At 41.0% G+C, this 15,611-nt stretch carries 11 protein-coding genes; 3 read left to right on the forward strand and 8 right to left on the reverse strand.

The window, feature by feature from the left end:
* Positions 1 to 10: 10 nt before the first annotated feature.
* From ABIM45_05835 to ABIM45_05870, 8 genes are read right to left on the reverse strand one after another with little or no spacing between them, the layout of a single operon-like run.
* Entirely contained in the window at positions 11 to 1,258 is a 1,248-nt protein-coding gene (locus ABIM45_05835) for a DnaA/Hda family protein (GenBank protein ID MEO0239423.1), read from the reverse strand.
* The gene (locus ABIM45_05840; GenBank protein ID MEO0239424.1) at positions 1,255 to 3,159 is read right to left on the reverse strand and encodes a tetratricopeptide repeat protein; all 1,905 of its coding nucleotides are present in this window, start codon (positions 3,157 to 3,159) and stop codon (positions 1,255 to 1,257) included. The genes ABIM45_05835 and ABIM45_05840 overlap by 4 nt, the downstream gene beginning before the upstream one ends.
* Positions 3,156 to 5,048, reverse strand: a complete 1,893-nt coding sequence (locus ABIM45_05845; GenBank protein ID MEO0239425.1) for a phosphotransferase — start codon at positions 5,046 to 5,048, stop codon at positions 3,156 to 3,158. Before ABIM45_05845 ends, ABIM45_05840 begins: the two co-directional genes overlap by 4 nt.
* Positions 5,008 to 6,201 (reverse strand): DUF1343 domain-containing protein, encoded by a 1,194-nt coding sequence (locus ABIM45_05850; protein MEO0239426.1) that lies wholly within the window; start codon positions 6,199 to 6,201, stop codon positions 5,008 to 5,010. The genes ABIM45_05845 and ABIM45_05850 overlap by 41 nt, the downstream gene beginning before the upstream one ends.
* Complete coding sequence (locus ABIM45_05855) at positions 6,173 to 6,841, reverse strand: endonuclease III domain-containing protein (protein MEO0239427.1); 669 nt, start codon at positions 6,839 to 6,841, stop codon at positions 6,173 to 6,175. The genes ABIM45_05850 and ABIM45_05855 overlap by 29 nt, the downstream gene beginning before the upstream one ends.
* Positions 6,825 to 7,754 carry a glycosyltransferase family 2 protein gene (locus ABIM45_05860; GenBank protein MEO0239428.1) on the reverse strand — a complete coding sequence of 310 codons (930 nt, stop codon included), beginning with the start codon at positions 7,752 to 7,754 and terminating at the stop codon, positions 6,825 to 6,827. Before ABIM45_05860 ends, ABIM45_05855 begins: the two co-directional genes overlap by 17 nt.
* 59 nt (positions 7,755 to 7,813) lie before the next feature.
* Positions 7,814 to 8,743: a lysylphosphatidylglycerol synthase transmembrane domain-containing protein gene (locus ABIM45_05865; GenBank protein ID MEO0239429.1), complete on the reverse strand. Its 930-nt coding sequence runs from the start codon at positions 8,741 to 8,743 to the stop codon at positions 7,814 to 7,816.
* The gene (locus tag ABIM45_05870; GenBank protein MEO0239430.1) at positions 8,743 to 11,145 is read right to left on the reverse strand and encodes a YfhO family protein; all 2,403 of its coding nucleotides are present in this window, start codon (positions 11,143 to 11,145) and stop codon (positions 8,743 to 8,745) included. Before ABIM45_05870 ends, ABIM45_05865 begins: the two co-directional genes overlap by 1 nt.
* An 88-nt stretch (positions 11,146 to 11,233) precedes the next feature.
* On the opposite strand from ABIM45_05870, the gene ABIM45_05875 reads away from it, so the two are divergent.
* The 3 genes from ABIM45_05875 to ABIM45_05885 are packed head-to-tail and all read left to right on the forward strand — an operon-like array spanning position 11,234 to position 15,608.
* Positions 11,234 to 12,556 carry an acetyl ornithine aminotransferase family protein gene (locus tag ABIM45_05875; GenBank protein MEO0239431.1) on the forward strand — a complete coding sequence of 441 codons (1,323 nt, stop codon included), beginning with the start codon at positions 11,234 to 11,236 and terminating at the stop codon, positions 12,554 to 12,556.
* Positions 12,557 to 12,567: 11 nt separating this feature from the next.
* Positions 12,568 to 13,896, forward strand: coding sequence for a cyclic 2,3-diphosphoglycerate synthase (locus tag ABIM45_05880; GenBank protein ID MEO0239432.1), 1,329 nt, complete (start codon positions 12,568 to 12,570; stop codon positions 13,894 to 13,896).
* The gene (locus tag ABIM45_05885; GenBank protein ID MEO0239433.1) at positions 13,896 to 15,608 is read left to right on the forward strand and encodes an MBL fold metallo-hydrolase; all 1,713 of its coding nucleotides are present in this window, start codon (positions 13,896 to 13,898) and stop codon (positions 15,606 to 15,608) included. Before ABIM45_05880 ends, ABIM45_05885 begins: the two co-directional genes overlap by 1 nt.
* Positions 15,609 to 15,611 lie beyond the last annotated feature (3 nt).

The following is a 15,611-nucleotide window of genomic DNA, read 5'->3' on the forward strand; positions in this document are numbered from 1 at the left end:
TAACCCCCTTTTATTTACCTACTTCGATAAAGGCACTAACCACTTTGTTTAAAAGATTTTCATCAATTCTTTCACCCAATCTCTTGTAGGTCAAAAGTTCATTAACTATGGTTTCAATCTTTTTGAGATTTAAACCGGGCTTGCTGGCAATTTGGTCAATTACACTGGAAGGAAGTCCCTCTTCCCCAACGAACATCCTTGCAACCTTTCTTTTCAAATCTATCGAAGGCTCTTCAATACCTATAGTCATAAATTCGGTTAATAGTTGCCTGAGTTTACGATTTAAAGTAGGCATATTCTTTAAGGGCAAAGAGCAACTCACAACCGCCTGTTTGTCCCTTGAGACGAGATCAGATAGAACAGTAAGTAACGCATCCTGAGCAAAATCCTTGCCCACAAGGAAATCAAGGTCATCAAAAAGAAGAATGTCTACATCACGCAGAATTTCTAAATATCTATCGATATCCCTTTCCGTCTTAAGTTCTTTTAGAGTCGAGTAGAACTTGTATGCGTCGATATAAATGAATCTCCTTAAGGCTTCGTTCTCGAGTATATAATTTGCTATTGCCTGAAGCAAATGAGATTTTCCACTGCCCTCTGGCCCAAATAGGAATACTTTCTTTGCTCCGACGCCTCTGGTCTCAGCAATATCTTTGCACAAAAGGAAAGCGTGCTTGTTGGTTTCATCTACCACAAAACTATCAAAGGTCTTATCTTTTGCTATAAGTACGCCTATTTCGCCCCTAACTGTACTACCCGTAAAGGGTTCACTAATCTTTTCTGCAGACTCCGTTTCCGCATAATATTTCTCAATGGCTTCCTTAATCTCGCTTACCTTCGAAATGAACGGTCTGATTTTCAAATCTGTAACGTTTTTCAACTCAGCGAGCATCTCCCTGTTAATGGGATTTGCCATTGCCACAGCCAGAGACTTACCCTTTTTTCGTATAGGTATCACAAGATACTTCCTCGCAATTCTTGCCGGAATGTGCTCTACCGCCTCAGGGTCGATATCGATATTTTTAAGATTCACATAATGAAGCATTGGGAAATTATCAAGAATGAATTTTACCAGTTGTTCTTCATTTAGGAATCCCTTTTCTACCAGTATCTCTTCAAGAGTCCCACCTCTTTCCCACTGTTCAGCGAGAGCGTTTTTGATAGCCTCTCTTGTGATAACACCACTTTTTTCCAGAAGCTCGACAAATGTTACTTTGACACCTGTTTTCTCATCTACCTTCGCATCTTTCTTCATCATATGCCCATACTCCTAAACAATTTAATTTTATCTTCCACATCTTTGAACCTGGAATCAAACACATAAACATTGGTGTAAAGTTCTTTTGCCTCGTGGTACCTTTTCATGTTCTCAAGCGTTAATGCAAGATAATAGTATGCCTCAATGTAATCCTTATCTACGGTTCCCGCCTCCTCGATAGCCTTTCTCAAGATTACCTCTGCGAACTCAAGGTCACCCCTTTCATAGAATATTTTACCTAAGTAAATCATAGACTGCAGCCTGTACCTTGGATCGCTCAGTAACTTCTGAAATTCTTCGATTGCAGGTTGATATAGTTTCATCTCATAATATTCCTTAGCCACTTCAAACGGAGGGTCCGATGGATAAGGCCATTCCTCTAAGGATAGAATATCTTCTTTTATCTCTCTCAAAATTCTTAACAAACTCTCATACTTCTCTTTTTCTACTGTACTCTCAACCTTTTCCCCAACTCCAAATTCTTCCTTTACCTTCGTTGCAGGCTTCTCGGTAGGTCTTTTTTCTACTCCTTTCTCTGTCAACGACCTTTCCGAGGTTGGAACCCCTTTCAAACCTGTCGTATCCTCTAACTTAGAAGACCTCTTCTCAGTCAGTGAGACCATCTCCTCATATTTCTTTTTTGAAGCTTCTACCTCTTCTTCTTTTAAAGGCCTTTTCAGTTCTTCAACCCTTTCCTCTTCCGTTCTCTTTTTCTCAACCTTAGGAGCAGTATAAGCAAAAGGTTCTGATGCAGCTTTCTCTTTTTCTACCTCTACTTTTTCTTTGAAGAATTTTTCACTTTTTTTCTCGGTTACTTTCTTCAAAGTGGATTCCCACTCTTTCTGGATCTCCTCAACCTCCTCAGGTGCTTCTTCAACGACCGTCTTGTATTCCTCTACAGGCGGCTCAGTGATTTTTCTATCAATTTTTTCAGATGGTTTACTACTTATTTTCTCACTTTCCTCCGGCAACTCCACAACAGTAGCTTTTTCCCCGGTAATAGGTGGCTCTTCAAGGACAACAGTCTTTTCAGAAATTTGGTCCACTGGGATCTCTTCCTCCTCTTTAAATACAAATTTTTCCGAAGACTTTAATCCTTCAGAAGGCGCTTTTTGGGACTCCGAAGGCGGAACCCCTAAAAAATCAGCAAAAGCAGAGGATGTTATAAAAGTTTTGGGCTCTTCTTCCACTTCTTCTTTTTCGATAAATTCTATTTTTTCCACCTCTTCCTTTTTTTCTTCTTCCTTCTTTGGTTTCTCTGAAACTGCAGCCCCTTGATCTGTTGGCTCGCTAAAAAATCCTCCTAATCCACCGATGTCTCCTCGTTCATAAAACTCTTGTGGTTGCGCAAACTCAATGCCGCTTTCAAGACTCAGCATAGCAAGAGATTCCGCAAGTTCTTGAACCCTCGTAAATAGTCGTTCGAATTTTGAAGCTTGCTCCGTGTGCTCCTGAATTACACTGGCAAATTCATTAATAAGATTAAACAATTTCCCAAGATGTACCGGGTCTATCTTAGGAAGTTTAACATATTCAAGGGCCCAATCCAAAGCCCTGTCAACATTGCCGCTCTCCAGCTCCATTTGAATGAGGTCTAAATAGACGTCATGCCTTTCCTTGTCAAGTCTCAGAATTTTCTTTGCGACAGATATTGCAATTTCTCGGAAATCTTGTTCCTTATACATCTTATAAGCTTTTTCCAGATATTCAAGAGCTTTTTCATGATTTTGCTTCCGGATATAAAGGTCACCGATAGAATTGAAAACTTCGGGGTCTGAGGTCACTTTAGCAAGTTCTTGAAGAACTAAGAGAGCTTCATCATATTTACCCTGCCCTATCAATTTTTGCGCCTGAAGCTTTAACTTCTTTACATCCACTCCACTACTTCCCTTGAATATCATAATAGATAATTATACTCATCAGTGCTCTTATTGTCAAGAAGTTGTTTAAATATCTCATTAACAAGGGCTTTTAAGCCAAGCAAATCTACAGGTGAGTCTTCTAAGTCTTCAATCAACAGCCTCAGACCATCCATAATGTACTTTTCAAAATATTTTTTTCCTTTAACCCTCGAAAGGTAACCATAGGCGCCCAGTGCTTGCATGTGTCTCTGAAGCTTAGTGAATTTAATCTCAAACTCAAGATCGGAGCGTGAAACGACATTTTTCGAAAGGGAATTAAATTCATCAATGTAAACCTTTAAAAGTTCATCACGATAACCTTTCATAAAAGGCATATAAGGGTCGAAAATTAGAGAAGCAAGATCATAGCTTTTTGGACCCCATCTCAAGCCTGTAAAATCAACAATGGCAAGGGAACCATTAGGTTTAACCATGATATTCTGACTCTGATAATCTCGATGGAGTATGACTTTTTCAAATTTACTGCAAATATTAGCAAGTTTGTCAAGTTCTTTTTCTACCTCTTCAGAAACTTCCAAATTGGAAAACCTTTTCACAAAATTGTTAATGAAATGCATCTGCTCCCATCGAAAATATTCATAATCAAAGACAAACTCTTCAAAGTAATCAGCACCTTCCTGAAGAGGCCCGAGGGCGTGGAGCCTCGCTATAATTTTCACGGCATCACTATAATACTTAAGGTAATCTCTGTTGCCTGGGTACTTGAAAAAAGAATAGAGGGTTGTATCACCTAAGTCTTCCATATAGATATGATTTTTTGCTTCATCAACATCAACAATTTTTGGAACGGGAAGGCCGCATTTCACCAGAAATTCTGTGGCCTTTAGGTGCTTCTCAAATTCTTTTTTGTTTTCTCCATAGTCGCAAATCACAAAGCTTTTGTTTCCCTCGTAAACTCTCCAGAATTTCCGGTCAGAACCACCAAGACCTACAAGGTATTTGTTTGACTCGCCGCCCATCGCCGATATTTCATCAAAAGAGATAATCCCAGCAGGTGAGAGAATACAATTCTTATATTCACCCTGTTTTAATTGCACATTATCCAAAATTATAACATTTCTGAGAAGGGTGCCTCTTTCAACTTCTGGCTCTCCTTCAATCACGAGAAATCCGTCAAAGTACAGAGGAGGTAAGGAGCTCTTCGCTTCCCTGATATAAACCCTTTCACCCCTTTTACTTAGAAGCTCAAAAATAGCCTTTGCATAGCTTACGGATGTACCGATGTCATACCAGAATCCTTCCTTAGGCTCAAAAACCACTACCTTATAACCCTCTCTAAGCGCTTTAAGCCAGATTTCTTTTGCATCAAAAGGTCTCACTTCGAAATTCTCAAGTAATCTTTTCCTATAAACGGCGATTCCAGTAAAACCTACCCTTCCTTCCCCAATATCTTTAAGATACCCACCTTCAACGACCAAATTCTTCCTGCAAACCTTCTCAGAGACTACTAAAGTTATATCCGCCCCACTTTTTAAATGAAAGTTAACGACTGATGAGAGGTCAATATCGGAAAGCACATCTCCATTGTGAGCAAGAATGATGTCACTTTTGGCTCTTCTTGCCACATTGACAATGGCTCCTCCTGTTCCAAGGATCTTGGGCTCCTTTACAATCTCTACCCCCCTCAAATTTCTTGCAGCCCTTTCTACAACTTCGGCCAAATAATGGGTATTAATAAAAATCTTTACAGGATTTAAACTCTGAAGCCTTTCATAGACTCTTATAAGGATAGGTTTTCCGAGAACAGGTAAAAGTACCCTGGGCGTTACATTGGTTATGGGTCTCAACCTTTCACCGAAACCTGCCGAGAGAATAACAGCATCAAGATTACTCATAAATAAGGTACTTTGATCTAACCTCTTTGTCAAAAACCTCCCCTTCCAATTTCCACCAGGTTTCTATTTCCTCAATGGAATCTCCTCTATCTAAGGCTTCACGAAGGTGATTTGAGCCTGCAAGAATATCGATAGGCAATTTTTTAAATTCATATTCGTATGGAGGTTCGCGCCACCGGAAATGATCTGGATAAAGTTCTTTGATGACTTTTATTATAACAACGCCTATTTTAAAGGGCTTTAAAGCCTTCTTATCCCTGATATGAATTTGGAGACCTCCGCACCTTTCACCCGCAAACTTGTTAAAAGTTGGGATAAAATAGAGAGGCCTAAAATAAACTCCTTCAAGGCTGTAATTTTCAAGGGCATCAACGAGTTCATAGGGATTAATAAAAGGGGCCCCTAAAATTTCAAAGGGCCTTGTAGTACCCCTTCCCTCGCTTATGTTGGTGGCCTCAAGGAGACACATACCCGGATAGAGTAAGGCGGTTTTTTCTGAAGGCATATTGGGAGATGGGTTTACCCATTCAAGCCCTGTGTCCTCCCAAAAATAGTTCCTACTCCAGTTCTCCATTTTAAGGACGGAAAGATTAATATCTCTTAAATATTCCCCCTTAAAGAGCAAAGCGATTTCTCCTATGGTCATTCCATGTCTCACAGGCAATGGTTTGAGCCCGACAAAGGAAGAATACGTCTCTTCTAAAACAGGACCTTCTACTTCAAGACCACCGATGGGATTAGGTCTATCTAAGACAACCACAAACTTACCATTCTCCAATGCGCTTTCCATAACAAGGTATAGCGTCCAAATATAGGTATAGTAACGCGATCCCACATCCTGTAGGTCTACCACAATGCCATCAATACCTTCTAACATATAGGGCAAAGGTTTTCTACTCTTACCGTATAAGCTGTAGACAGGGAGTCCCGTTGAAGGGTCTCTAAAATCTTCCCACTCAATCATATTATCCTGGGTTTCACCGAAAAGGCCATGTTGAGGAGCGAGAAGTGCCTTGACTTTGACCTTATCAAAATGGGAAAAGACATCCCACGTGTATCTCAAATTGCTATTTACCGAGGCTTGATGCACAAGAAGGGCAACCTTAGCGCCCTTTAACTCCTTAGGCCATTCCTCTTCCATCCTATCGATCCCCAGTCTAATACGCACGAAGTCTCTCCTTCCCATAGTTACAAATTTCAAGTACAGGACAGCTTCCACAATTTGGATTTCTCTTGGTGCAGTAAGTCTTTCCTAATTTAACAAACAGAGCATGATACTCGTTGTACATATTGACATCGAGCGGAAGGTTTTCCATGAACAACCGCTGAACTTCATCATAAGGAATTCGTTCCTGTTCAATCAAACCAATTCTTTTTAATATCCTGCGGGTATACGCATCGACAACAAAAACAGGCTTCTCAAGGGCATAAAGGATAATGGAATCCGCCGTCTCAGGGCCTATTCCAGGAATTTTCAATAACTCTTCTCGAAGGCTTTTCAATTGCCTTTTCTTAAGGGCTTCTATGCCTCCATTTTCATAAAGGTAATTAATCAAATTCTTTAGTCTCTTAGACTTCAACCTAAAGAACCCGCTGGGCCTTATAAGCTGAGCAATCTCATCTTCACTTGCTGAGTGAAGAGAATTGAGGTCCATCTTCCCTGCGCTCTTTAAATTATCAATTGCCTTCTCTACGTTTTTCCAGGCAGTATTCTGCGTTAACACTGCACCAATTATTATTTCCAGTTCGGATTCACCAGGCCACCAGTGTTGAGGTCCGAAATGAGAGTATAAAAGTTGGAAAAGCCTTTTAAGAGTTCCCTTCATCCTCTTCGTATTTCAAAAGAGACTCGCCTTCGATGGTGTCGTAAAGCCCCGAGATCAACTCCCCAAGAAAGCCCATTAAAAAGAGGATCAAACCTGAGAGGAGCAAAAACATTACAAGGTAAACCAGGGGTCTATATCCAAAATGTCTGAAAATCCTAAGATACAATGCTATAATTCCAGTCAGAATGCCCAGAACTGTGCTTACAAGCCCTAATCCCCCAAAGAAAAACATGGGCTTTCGCCTGAAAGTTATAAGAAACTTCACCGAAAGAAGGTCAAAGAAACCCACAAGTATTCTTCCAAATCCTCTATACTTACTCACGCCGTATATCCGTGGTCTCAGAATAACTCTTTCCTCAACGATCTTAAAGCCATATTCCTTTGCCCAGGGAATTATATATCGGTGCCAATCTTTGCGAAGGGGCAGTAGCTCCAGTATTTCCCTTCTCATAACTTTTATGCTGTTCATATCGTGAATTTTAATGCCAAAGAGGACCCTCACAAGAAAATTGTATATCCTTGACACAAATTGCTTTTCATATTTCCCCATCTTCCAACCAGCGACGAGATCAATTCCTTCCTTCTCTATCCTCTCACTCATCTTCAAAACATCTTCTAAAGTAAACTGAAGGTCCGCAGGGAAAAAAGCAACTACCTCATACTTAGCATGCCTTAAGGCCGTCTTCAATGCATGGGTAACGCCAAGGTTCCTACGGTGCCTGTAGAATTTAATATTAGGATATCCAGAAGCTACCCTCTTAAGCTCTTCGTAGGTACCGTCAACCGAGCCGTCATCAACAATAATCATTTCCCAGTTTAGATTGTGTTTTTGGGTAAACTCTAAGAAATACTTTACCAGCGGGGCTATATTATCCTTTTCATCCTTCGCTGGAACAAGAAGTGAGACTTCCATATGAGAATTATACCATAACCTTCATAACTATTCAAAAAACGGAAAAGGCACAGGAAGTGTTAATTACTATTCCCACCTTTCTTAGCGATCAAGGGGTTCCCCAGGGTTATTAAAGTTATGAAAAAGAGCAAAAAATCGGAAAAGATTAACGCCATTCTGGTAAGTAACGAAAAAGCTGAAGCCACTTCTGCTGGATAGGAACCCCTTAAAAGGGTCATCAATATTGATTCCCTTACTCCAAAACCCGCAGGTGCAATGAGCATTAAATAACCGAGAATCCAGGAAATAGGATAGGTTGTAATAGAGTCAAGGAGCGAAACCTTTATGTTCGAACCCTGAACCATTATCCAGAAACTAACACCTGTTGCTATCCAAAGAAGGAAATACCAAACAAACACCAAGAGGTTCCTCTTAAAAGGTATGTTGATTTTCGTAAAATCGTAATCTTGCTTCCTTACCTTTGCAAAAAGCTTAAGAAAAAACTTAACAAAACGCGGATGCTGTAAGACAATAAGGACAGCAAAAAGCAATAGTGCATAAATTGCCCATAGCTGGGGAATGCCCCCCTTGAGGAAGAACCGTGCGAAGAAAACCATTACCGCTGATGAGCTTGATATAATGACCTCAAGAAAAACCGTTGCTAAGGTAATCTCGGGCGCTACATCCCTTGTAAGGGCAACCCTTCCAACAAATTGCCAGATTTTTCCCGGCACATACTTTCCTACATTGGAGTATATCCACGAGATTATAGCCAATTTGGGCGGAATCTCTATTCCGAATCCCTTTAAAATATACCTCCAGACGAAGGGGTAGCAAAAAATAATAAGGGAAAGAAAGATTACGCCTCCCGACAAAAACCAGGGGTTTAAGGTTAAAAAAGTCTCTTTAAAGGCCTTCGCATTTCTTACAAGGGGTGATACGACATAATAAAAAAGGGCAACAACAAGTACTATCTGGAGGATACTCCAAAAAATCTTTTTGACTCTCATTATGGTTTCTTAATAGCGATAATCAGCGCAATTAGAGAAATAGCAAAACCGAGGGAGCATAGAATAAATCCCAACCTATGGTAATTTGATTCGAATTTTGCCACTATCTTGTGTTCACCCGCCGGGCAGTAGATAGCCATAAAGGCGTAGTTTGCGATATAAGATTGGACCTTCTTGCCATCAACATAAAACTTCCAGGCAGGATGGTAATTCTCAGAAATCACAACAAAACCCGGGTGCGGAAGCTGTGCAGAAATTTCGAAGCTATTTCCCTGGTGAGAGACCATCCTGAGATTTATCGCACCATTGTATGAAGAGCTCTCTGCCTCAACTTCCGGCTCTTTTTCCAATAAAACGTACTTTTTGAAAGAATCAGAAGGCCAGGTCTTTATTAAGGAAAGTATAGAATCACTTTTCAAAACTTTGTAGTTTTCAGAGAAATAGACCCTCCCGAAGTTGTTATCGTTTCTATAAAGGGCAAGCTGGCCAGTACTCTTATAAAGGGAAAAGTGGCTAAGATAGTTAATCCAATTCCTGATGGCACTTCTTGTGTTCTCATCATACCTCGTGGTGTCGAGCTTTGAAAAGTCATAGGCTATAACATACCTAACATCCAAAAAATTCAGCATATTTGGGTACAAAAGAAGATTCTGGGGATTAAACATTACACTCTGACCAGCTCCAATGAACTCCTGGTACCGCTTGGGCGGAGAACTGGTGTAACCCCCGATGGAGTGAATACGTTGAATCATAAGGGTCCCGTCCATAGCCCGCTGGTACATCAGGGGGAATACCCTGTAGATATCCTGATCCTGTTTTAGAAGGCTTATAACTTCATCCTCACCATACATCTCTTCAAGAGTTCTTCCGGCATCCACAATGAAGTTCTTGTCAACTAAGAAAAGGTCGAAATAGGCAATTGCAGAAATGATGAACAGTAAAGATGGGATTTGGACTCTTTTTGAATGGGCAGCGAAGAGCGCACCAAGGCCCACACCGGCGAAAAGTAAGGACAAGATAAAGAAAGCAGGAAACTTCGACAAAGTCTCATCCAGGAGAAAAGTCTTTGTCTTAACGTCGCCCGCATCCTTTGCCCTTTCAAGCATCTTTGCAAAAAGACTCACAAAACCATTTTTGAAGATAAGAAACACAAGGAAAACCAAAAAGAGCCCCCCAAGTACGTAAACAGAAACCTTCCTCATCCTCTGGCCTTCTTTATCCTCTGATAGTAAGGCCTTAACGGAAATAGAAGCTAAGAAAACTCCGATAAAATTAAAGATGAAAAACATGAGGTTAGGAGCACGGAATTTTTTCACTAAGGGTATGACGTAATAAAAAACTCTAAAAACAGGGGTATAACCGCCCCAAACATAAAAGAGTACAAATATTCCGTAGATTGTAAGAAAACGCACAAGCCTATCCTTCCTAAATTTCCCGAAGATGGCCACAAGGGCAACAAATAGCGTAAGTATCCCCATGTATTCGGTATGGAGTTTAAAGTAGCTTCGCCCCCAATACTCATCGAGAATCCCCGAAAACTTGGGAGTTATCAAATTCAAAATCTCCTCAGGAGGCATTGACCAGCTCACTGCATATTCATAACCTCTCTCTGCACCCCTCGCTGTATAAGGCAGGTTCTCCATAACTGGAAAGAAGTAGAAACTATAAATCAATGCAGCCACAATACCACCGAGAATGGAATAAAATACATAAATATAAAACTTTTTGCTTCTCAAATTGTTGCCAACATTAAAATTGTAAAAGAGGAAAAAGGCAACAAGGAAGAGAATACCAAAGTAAGTCATTTGAAGGTGCCCATTGAGGAAGGAATATCCGACAACAAATCCCATCAAAAGAAAGTACACTAACTTCCCTCTATCGATTCCCCTTTTCAGAAGGAAAAGATAAAGGGGAAACAGGGCCATGCTGGTTAAACGCCCAAGGTGTCCTGCGTAAGTAGTAGAAACTAAAACACCTGAAAACCCATACAAAATTCCTGCCAAGAAAGCGACGAGGTCATCACCAAGGTAATCTCTGATAAACCAGAAGGTTGAAAAAGCCGCGATAGTAAGTAAAAACACAAAACCAAGCACATGCGAAACATGAATAGGAAGGACAAAAGTGCTCAAAAATCTAAGGGTTAAGATTTCTGGGAAAAAGGCACCCAGAGTTGGCATTCCACTAAAAATATAGGGATTCCACAACGCTATTGTTTTATGTTCTCTTATGTAATCTCTCATGAAAACCCAGTTGGCGTATCCCCCATTTAACCAGTCCGTTCCCATAAGGGTTTTTGAAGGGGATAAAAAGGCTGCATACATCAAAAAGGCCAACAAAAAATAAATCAAGAAAACTGCGTAGCTTGGGAGTGAAAAATTTTTCTTCCTCAATTCATCCTTCATATTGCCTCCTTCGCTTTAATGATAAAGACAATCCTTTGACTATTCAAACCCTCTGAATTATAATCACTTAAACCAAAAAGGAGGTAAAATGCCTTTAAAACCGGAAATTAAAACCCCATTACCGGGTCCAAAAGCCAAAGAACTACTCAAAAGAGACGAAGAGTACATTTCTCCATCCTATACACGCACTTATCCCGCTGTAATAGAACGAGGAGAGGGAGTGTGGGTATATGACGTTGACGGAAACAGATTTTTAGACATGGCAGCGGGGATTGCAGTACTTACAACGGGCCATTGCCATCCAGAAATTGTTAAAGCGGTACAGGAACAGGTTGGTAAACTTATACATATGTCAGGGACAGACTTTTACTACCCTTACCAGATTGAACTGGCGGAAAAACTTGCAGAAATCGCCCCAGGATCTAAAAATAAAAGGGTGTTCTTCTCCAACTCGGGAACTGAGGCTAATGAAGCTGCACTAAAACTTGCAAGGTATAAAACAAGAAGGCCTATTTTTATAGCCTTTCTTGGCGCCTTCCATGGAAGAACTTTCGGTTCCATGAGCATCTCTGCCTCAAAAGCAATCCACAGAAGGTACTTTAGTCCCCTTCTTCCTCAGGTTGTCCACGTACCTTATCCCAACCCATACCGTCCCATCTTCGGGGTCCCAGAGGAAAAATTATCTGATACCATAATAGATTACATAGAAAACTTTGTTTTTACAACTATTGCACCACCAGAAGAGGTGGCTGCCTTTGTTTTCGAACCAATTCAAGGAGAAGGCGGCTATGTAGTTCCACCTTCGGACTTCTTTAAAAAACTCAAAGCCCTTGCTGACAAATACGATATTCTTCTCATCGATGATGAAGTACAGGCTGGTATGGGAAGAACCGGTAGGATGTTCGCCATTGAACACTTCGATGTAATACCAGACATCGTTACAGTAGCAAAAGGTATTGCCTCTGGATTCCCCTTAGGAGCAACCATTGCAAGGAAATCCCTGATGGATTGGGAATCCGGAACCCATGCCAGCACCTTTGGAGGTAACCCTGTATCCTGCGTCGCAGCTCTGAAAACCATTGAGCTTCTTGAAAATGGGCTTATAGAGAACGCCAGAAGGGTCGGCGAATACTTAAAATCAGAGCTACTCAAACTGAAAGACGAATTCGAATTCATCGGCGACGTCCGGGGGCTCGGTCTCATGATCGGGGTTGAAATCGTAAAAGATAAAACCTCAAAGACACCAGATGCCAAATTGAGAAACAAAATAGTTGATGAATGTTTTTACAAAGGGCTTCTTCTCTTAGGCGCAGGGCCTAACACTGTTAGGTGGTGTCCCGCCCTTATAGTTACGAAGGAAGAAATAGATACAGCCCTCGAGATATTTAGAGAAGTCCTGAAAAAAATTTAAAGGAGGTCAAAATGAGAAAAAAGGTCATCATAATGGGCGCTGCAGGTAGAGATTTCCATAACTTTAATGTTTTTTTCAGAGACAACGAGGAATACGAAGTAGTTGCCTTCACGGCGACACAGATTCCTGACATTGAAGGGAGGAAGTATCCTCCTGAATTGGCCGGAAAGCTTTACCCCAATGGAATACCGATATACTCGGAGGATGAGCTTGAAGATTTGATTAAGAAATTTAAAGTTGACTTTGTGGTTTTTGCATATTCTGATGTTTCGCACGAATATGTTATGAATAGGGCGTCAAGGGCAATGGCCGCTGGCGCCAGTTTCATGCTCCTTGGTCCTTCGCACACAATGTTAACATCGACGAAACCCGTGATTTCTGTTTGTGCTGTCCGAACAGGCTCAGGGAAGAGCCAAACCACCCGCAGGGTTGCAGAAATACTCAAAAAGTTGGGCAAAAAGACCGTTGTAATAAGGCACCCGATGCCCTACGGAGACCTGACAAAACAAGTGGTCCAGAGATTTGGCAGTTTCGAAGATTTAGACAAACACAACTGCACTATAGAGGAGAGAGAAGAGTACGAACCTCATATCGATCGCGGTAATGTCGTATATGCAGGTGTTGATTACGAAAAGATTTTAAGACAGGCAGAGCAAGAGGCTGACGTTGTTCTCTGGGATGGAGGGAACAACGACTTCCCATTCTTCAAACCTGATTTACATATTGTAGTTGTCGACCCACACAGACCGGGCCATGAAGTAACATATCATCCTGGAGAAACAAATCTCAGATTGGCAGATGTTATCGTAATTAACAAAATAGACACTGCTTATCCGGAAGATATTCAGATTGTACGTGAAAATTCAAGATCAGCAAATCCAAGGGCAGTGATAATAGAAGCCGCTTCCCCTATTTTCGTAGAAAACTACGAGGCTATAAAAGGTAAGAAGGTTTTGGTAATTGAAGATGGTCCAACTTTGACCCATGGTGAAATGTCCTACGGTGCTGGATACGTTGCTGCAGAGAAATATGGAGCCGCCGAAATTGTAGATCCAAGACCATATGCAGTGGGTTCGATAAAAGAAACCTACGAAAAGTATACCCAGTTAGAAGTCATTCTGCCCGCTATGGGTTACTCTCCTAAACAGCTAAAGGAACTGGAAGAAACAATTAATGCAGTGCCCGCAGATCTTGTAATCGTTGCGACACCGATAAACCTTGGTAAAATTTTGAAAATTAACAAACCCTATGTGAGGGTAAAATATGAACTCCAGGAAATAGGCAAGCCTGATTTAGAAGACATAATTAAAGAGTTTTTTGAGAAGAGGAGAACAAACTGATGGAAAATAACTGGAGTGAAACCATTGAAAAGGTGCGTAGAGATCTGGATGAGGCTATAAACGGCCTCATCCAGAAAACACTGTTAGAGATCGAGGAACTCCTGAGTGCCACAAAGAACAAGGCTCAGGAGCTGGCTACTAAACTTGCAGAAGAAAACTTAACATCAGAAAAGCTCAGCGAAGCTATCCAAAATGTGCTAAAAGAAACTCTCGAGAATAAGAAACTTGAGCTCGAAGAAGCGCTTAAAGCAGAGGAGGAAAATCTCCGTAAAGAAATTCAAGGAATGACTGAAAAAATCAAACAGACCGTCGAAAATAGGATAAAGGAAGTAGAATCGGAAATCGACTCGCAGGTAAAATCGGTATTTGAACCGGAAAAGGTAAAAGCTCTTTTGGAAGAGAAGATCAAAAGGTTTATAGAAGAAGAAACCCATATATTTGAGGACGAACTAAAAGCCCTCGGTAAAGAGGTAGTAGATAAAAACCAGAAAGACATTAGGAAGAATTTCGAGAAAAATCTTAAAACCTTTTACGAAGCCGAGGATGGCCTAACGAAAATCATTGAAGACATTGTAAAAAATCAGAGCGATTACATCACCTCTCAACTACAGGAGAAAATTTCAGAAATAATCAGCACTAAAGCAAAGGACCTACTCCTTGAATCCCCCCTCTCCGAGAGAATAGCAGAATATGTGGGCTTCGAGATGAAAAAGTACATGCAGGAAATAGAAAACCTAAAGGCATCCCTTGATGTTCTTGAAATGCGCATCAAGATTCTCTCTGAAGCACCGGGATCATCAGAAGAACAAGCCACTTCACAGAAGGAAGAAATCGTAATTCCAGAGGCGACTCTTTTCCCTGAGGATGAAGGTGTAAAAGAAGCTGTAATGGAGAAAGAGACAGAAACAGCGATTGAAAAAGCCCAAGAAGAAACACCTGAAACACAAGCCGAGGTAGCTGAAGAAACATCAGTACCCATTGAAATTGTTGAAGAGGTTGCAAAAGAGAAAGAAGAAAAGGTTGCTCGCCCCTTCAAGCTTCAAATGCCTTTTGAGATTACATACATGGGACATGCCGCATTCTTGATAACTGCCGGCAACGTTAAAATTATAACCGATCCTTACAAATACATGGCGCTAAACGGTTCAATCAAGTATAAACCTATCGATGTTGAGGCTAACTTTGTTACAGTGAGTCATATGCACATGGACCAGGGTGCATGGAAAGAGATCCCAGGAGAACCAAGACTTGTGGAAGTAGCCGGTGAAAAAACCTTTAGCGATTATCCGTTTCTCAAGTTTAAGGGTATACAGACCTATCACGATAACGCCGAAGGCAATGTGAGGGGAACCAACATGGTGTTCAACATTGAGATAGCAGGTGTCAGGATAACACACTTGGGTGCACTGGGACATGTCTTAACTAAGGAGCAGCTTAGAGAAATCGGTAGACCAGTTGATATTCTCATGATACCTGTAGGAGGTTATGATACAATACCTGTAAGAGATGCGTGGGAAGTCGTAAATCAACTGGATCCTCTTGTCGTCATACCAATGAGGTTTAAAACCGATGCCTGTGATCTCCCATTAGCAGAAGTCGATGCCTTTCTCAGCTTAGCCAAATGTCCCGTAAAGGAGATGGAATCCACCGTTTTAGTAGATTCCCTACCCACTTCAATGGAGGTTTGGGTCCTAAAACCACTCAAAATTTAGAAT

The sequence above is a fragment of the candidate division WOR-3 bacterium genome (assembly GCA_039803545.1).
Lineage (GTDB): Bacteria > Hydrothermota > Hydrothermia > UBA1063 > UBA1063 > UBA1063.

Bases quoted from the DNA above. Each gene is read 5' to 3' on its own strand.
- ABIM45_05835 (MEO0239423.1), bottom strand. From the start codon at position 1,258: ATGATGAAGAAAGATGCGAAGGTAGATGAGAAAACAGGTGTCAAAGTA.
- ABIM45_05840 (MEO0239424.1), bottom strand. From the start codon at position 3,159: ATGATATTCAAGGGAAGTAGTGGAGTGGATGTAAAGAAGTTAAAGCTT.
- ABIM45_05850 (MEO0239426.1), bottom strand. From the start codon at position 6,201: ATGGGAAGGAGAGACTTCGTGCGTATTAGACTGGGGATCGATAGGATG.
- ABIM45_05855 (MEO0239427.1), bottom strand. From the start codon at position 6,841: ATGAAGGGAACTCTTAAAAGGCTTTTCCAACTTTTATACTCTCATTTC.
- ABIM45_05860 (MEO0239428.1), bottom strand. From the start codon at position 7,754: ATGGAAGTCTCACTTCTTGTTCCAGCGAAGGATGAAAAGGATAATATA.
- ABIM45_05865 (MEO0239429.1), bottom strand. From the start codon at position 8,743: ATGAGAGTCAAAAAGATTTTTTGGAGTATCCTCCAGATAGTACTTGTT.
- ABIM45_05870 (MEO0239430.1), bottom strand. From the start codon at position 11,145: ATGAAGGATGAATTGAGGAAGAAAAATTTTTCACTCCCAAGCTACGCA.
- ABIM45_05875 (MEO0239431.1), top strand. From the start codon at position 11,234: ATGCCTTTAAAACCGGAAATTAAAACCCCATTACCGGGTCCAAAAGCC.
- ABIM45_05880 (MEO0239432.1), top strand. From the start codon at position 12,568: ATGAGAAAAAAGGTCATCATAATGGGCGCTGCAGGTAGAGATTTCCAT.
- ABIM45_05885 (MEO0239433.1), top strand. From the start codon at position 13,896: ATGGAAAATAACTGGAGTGAAACCATTGAAAAGGTGCGTAGAGATCTG.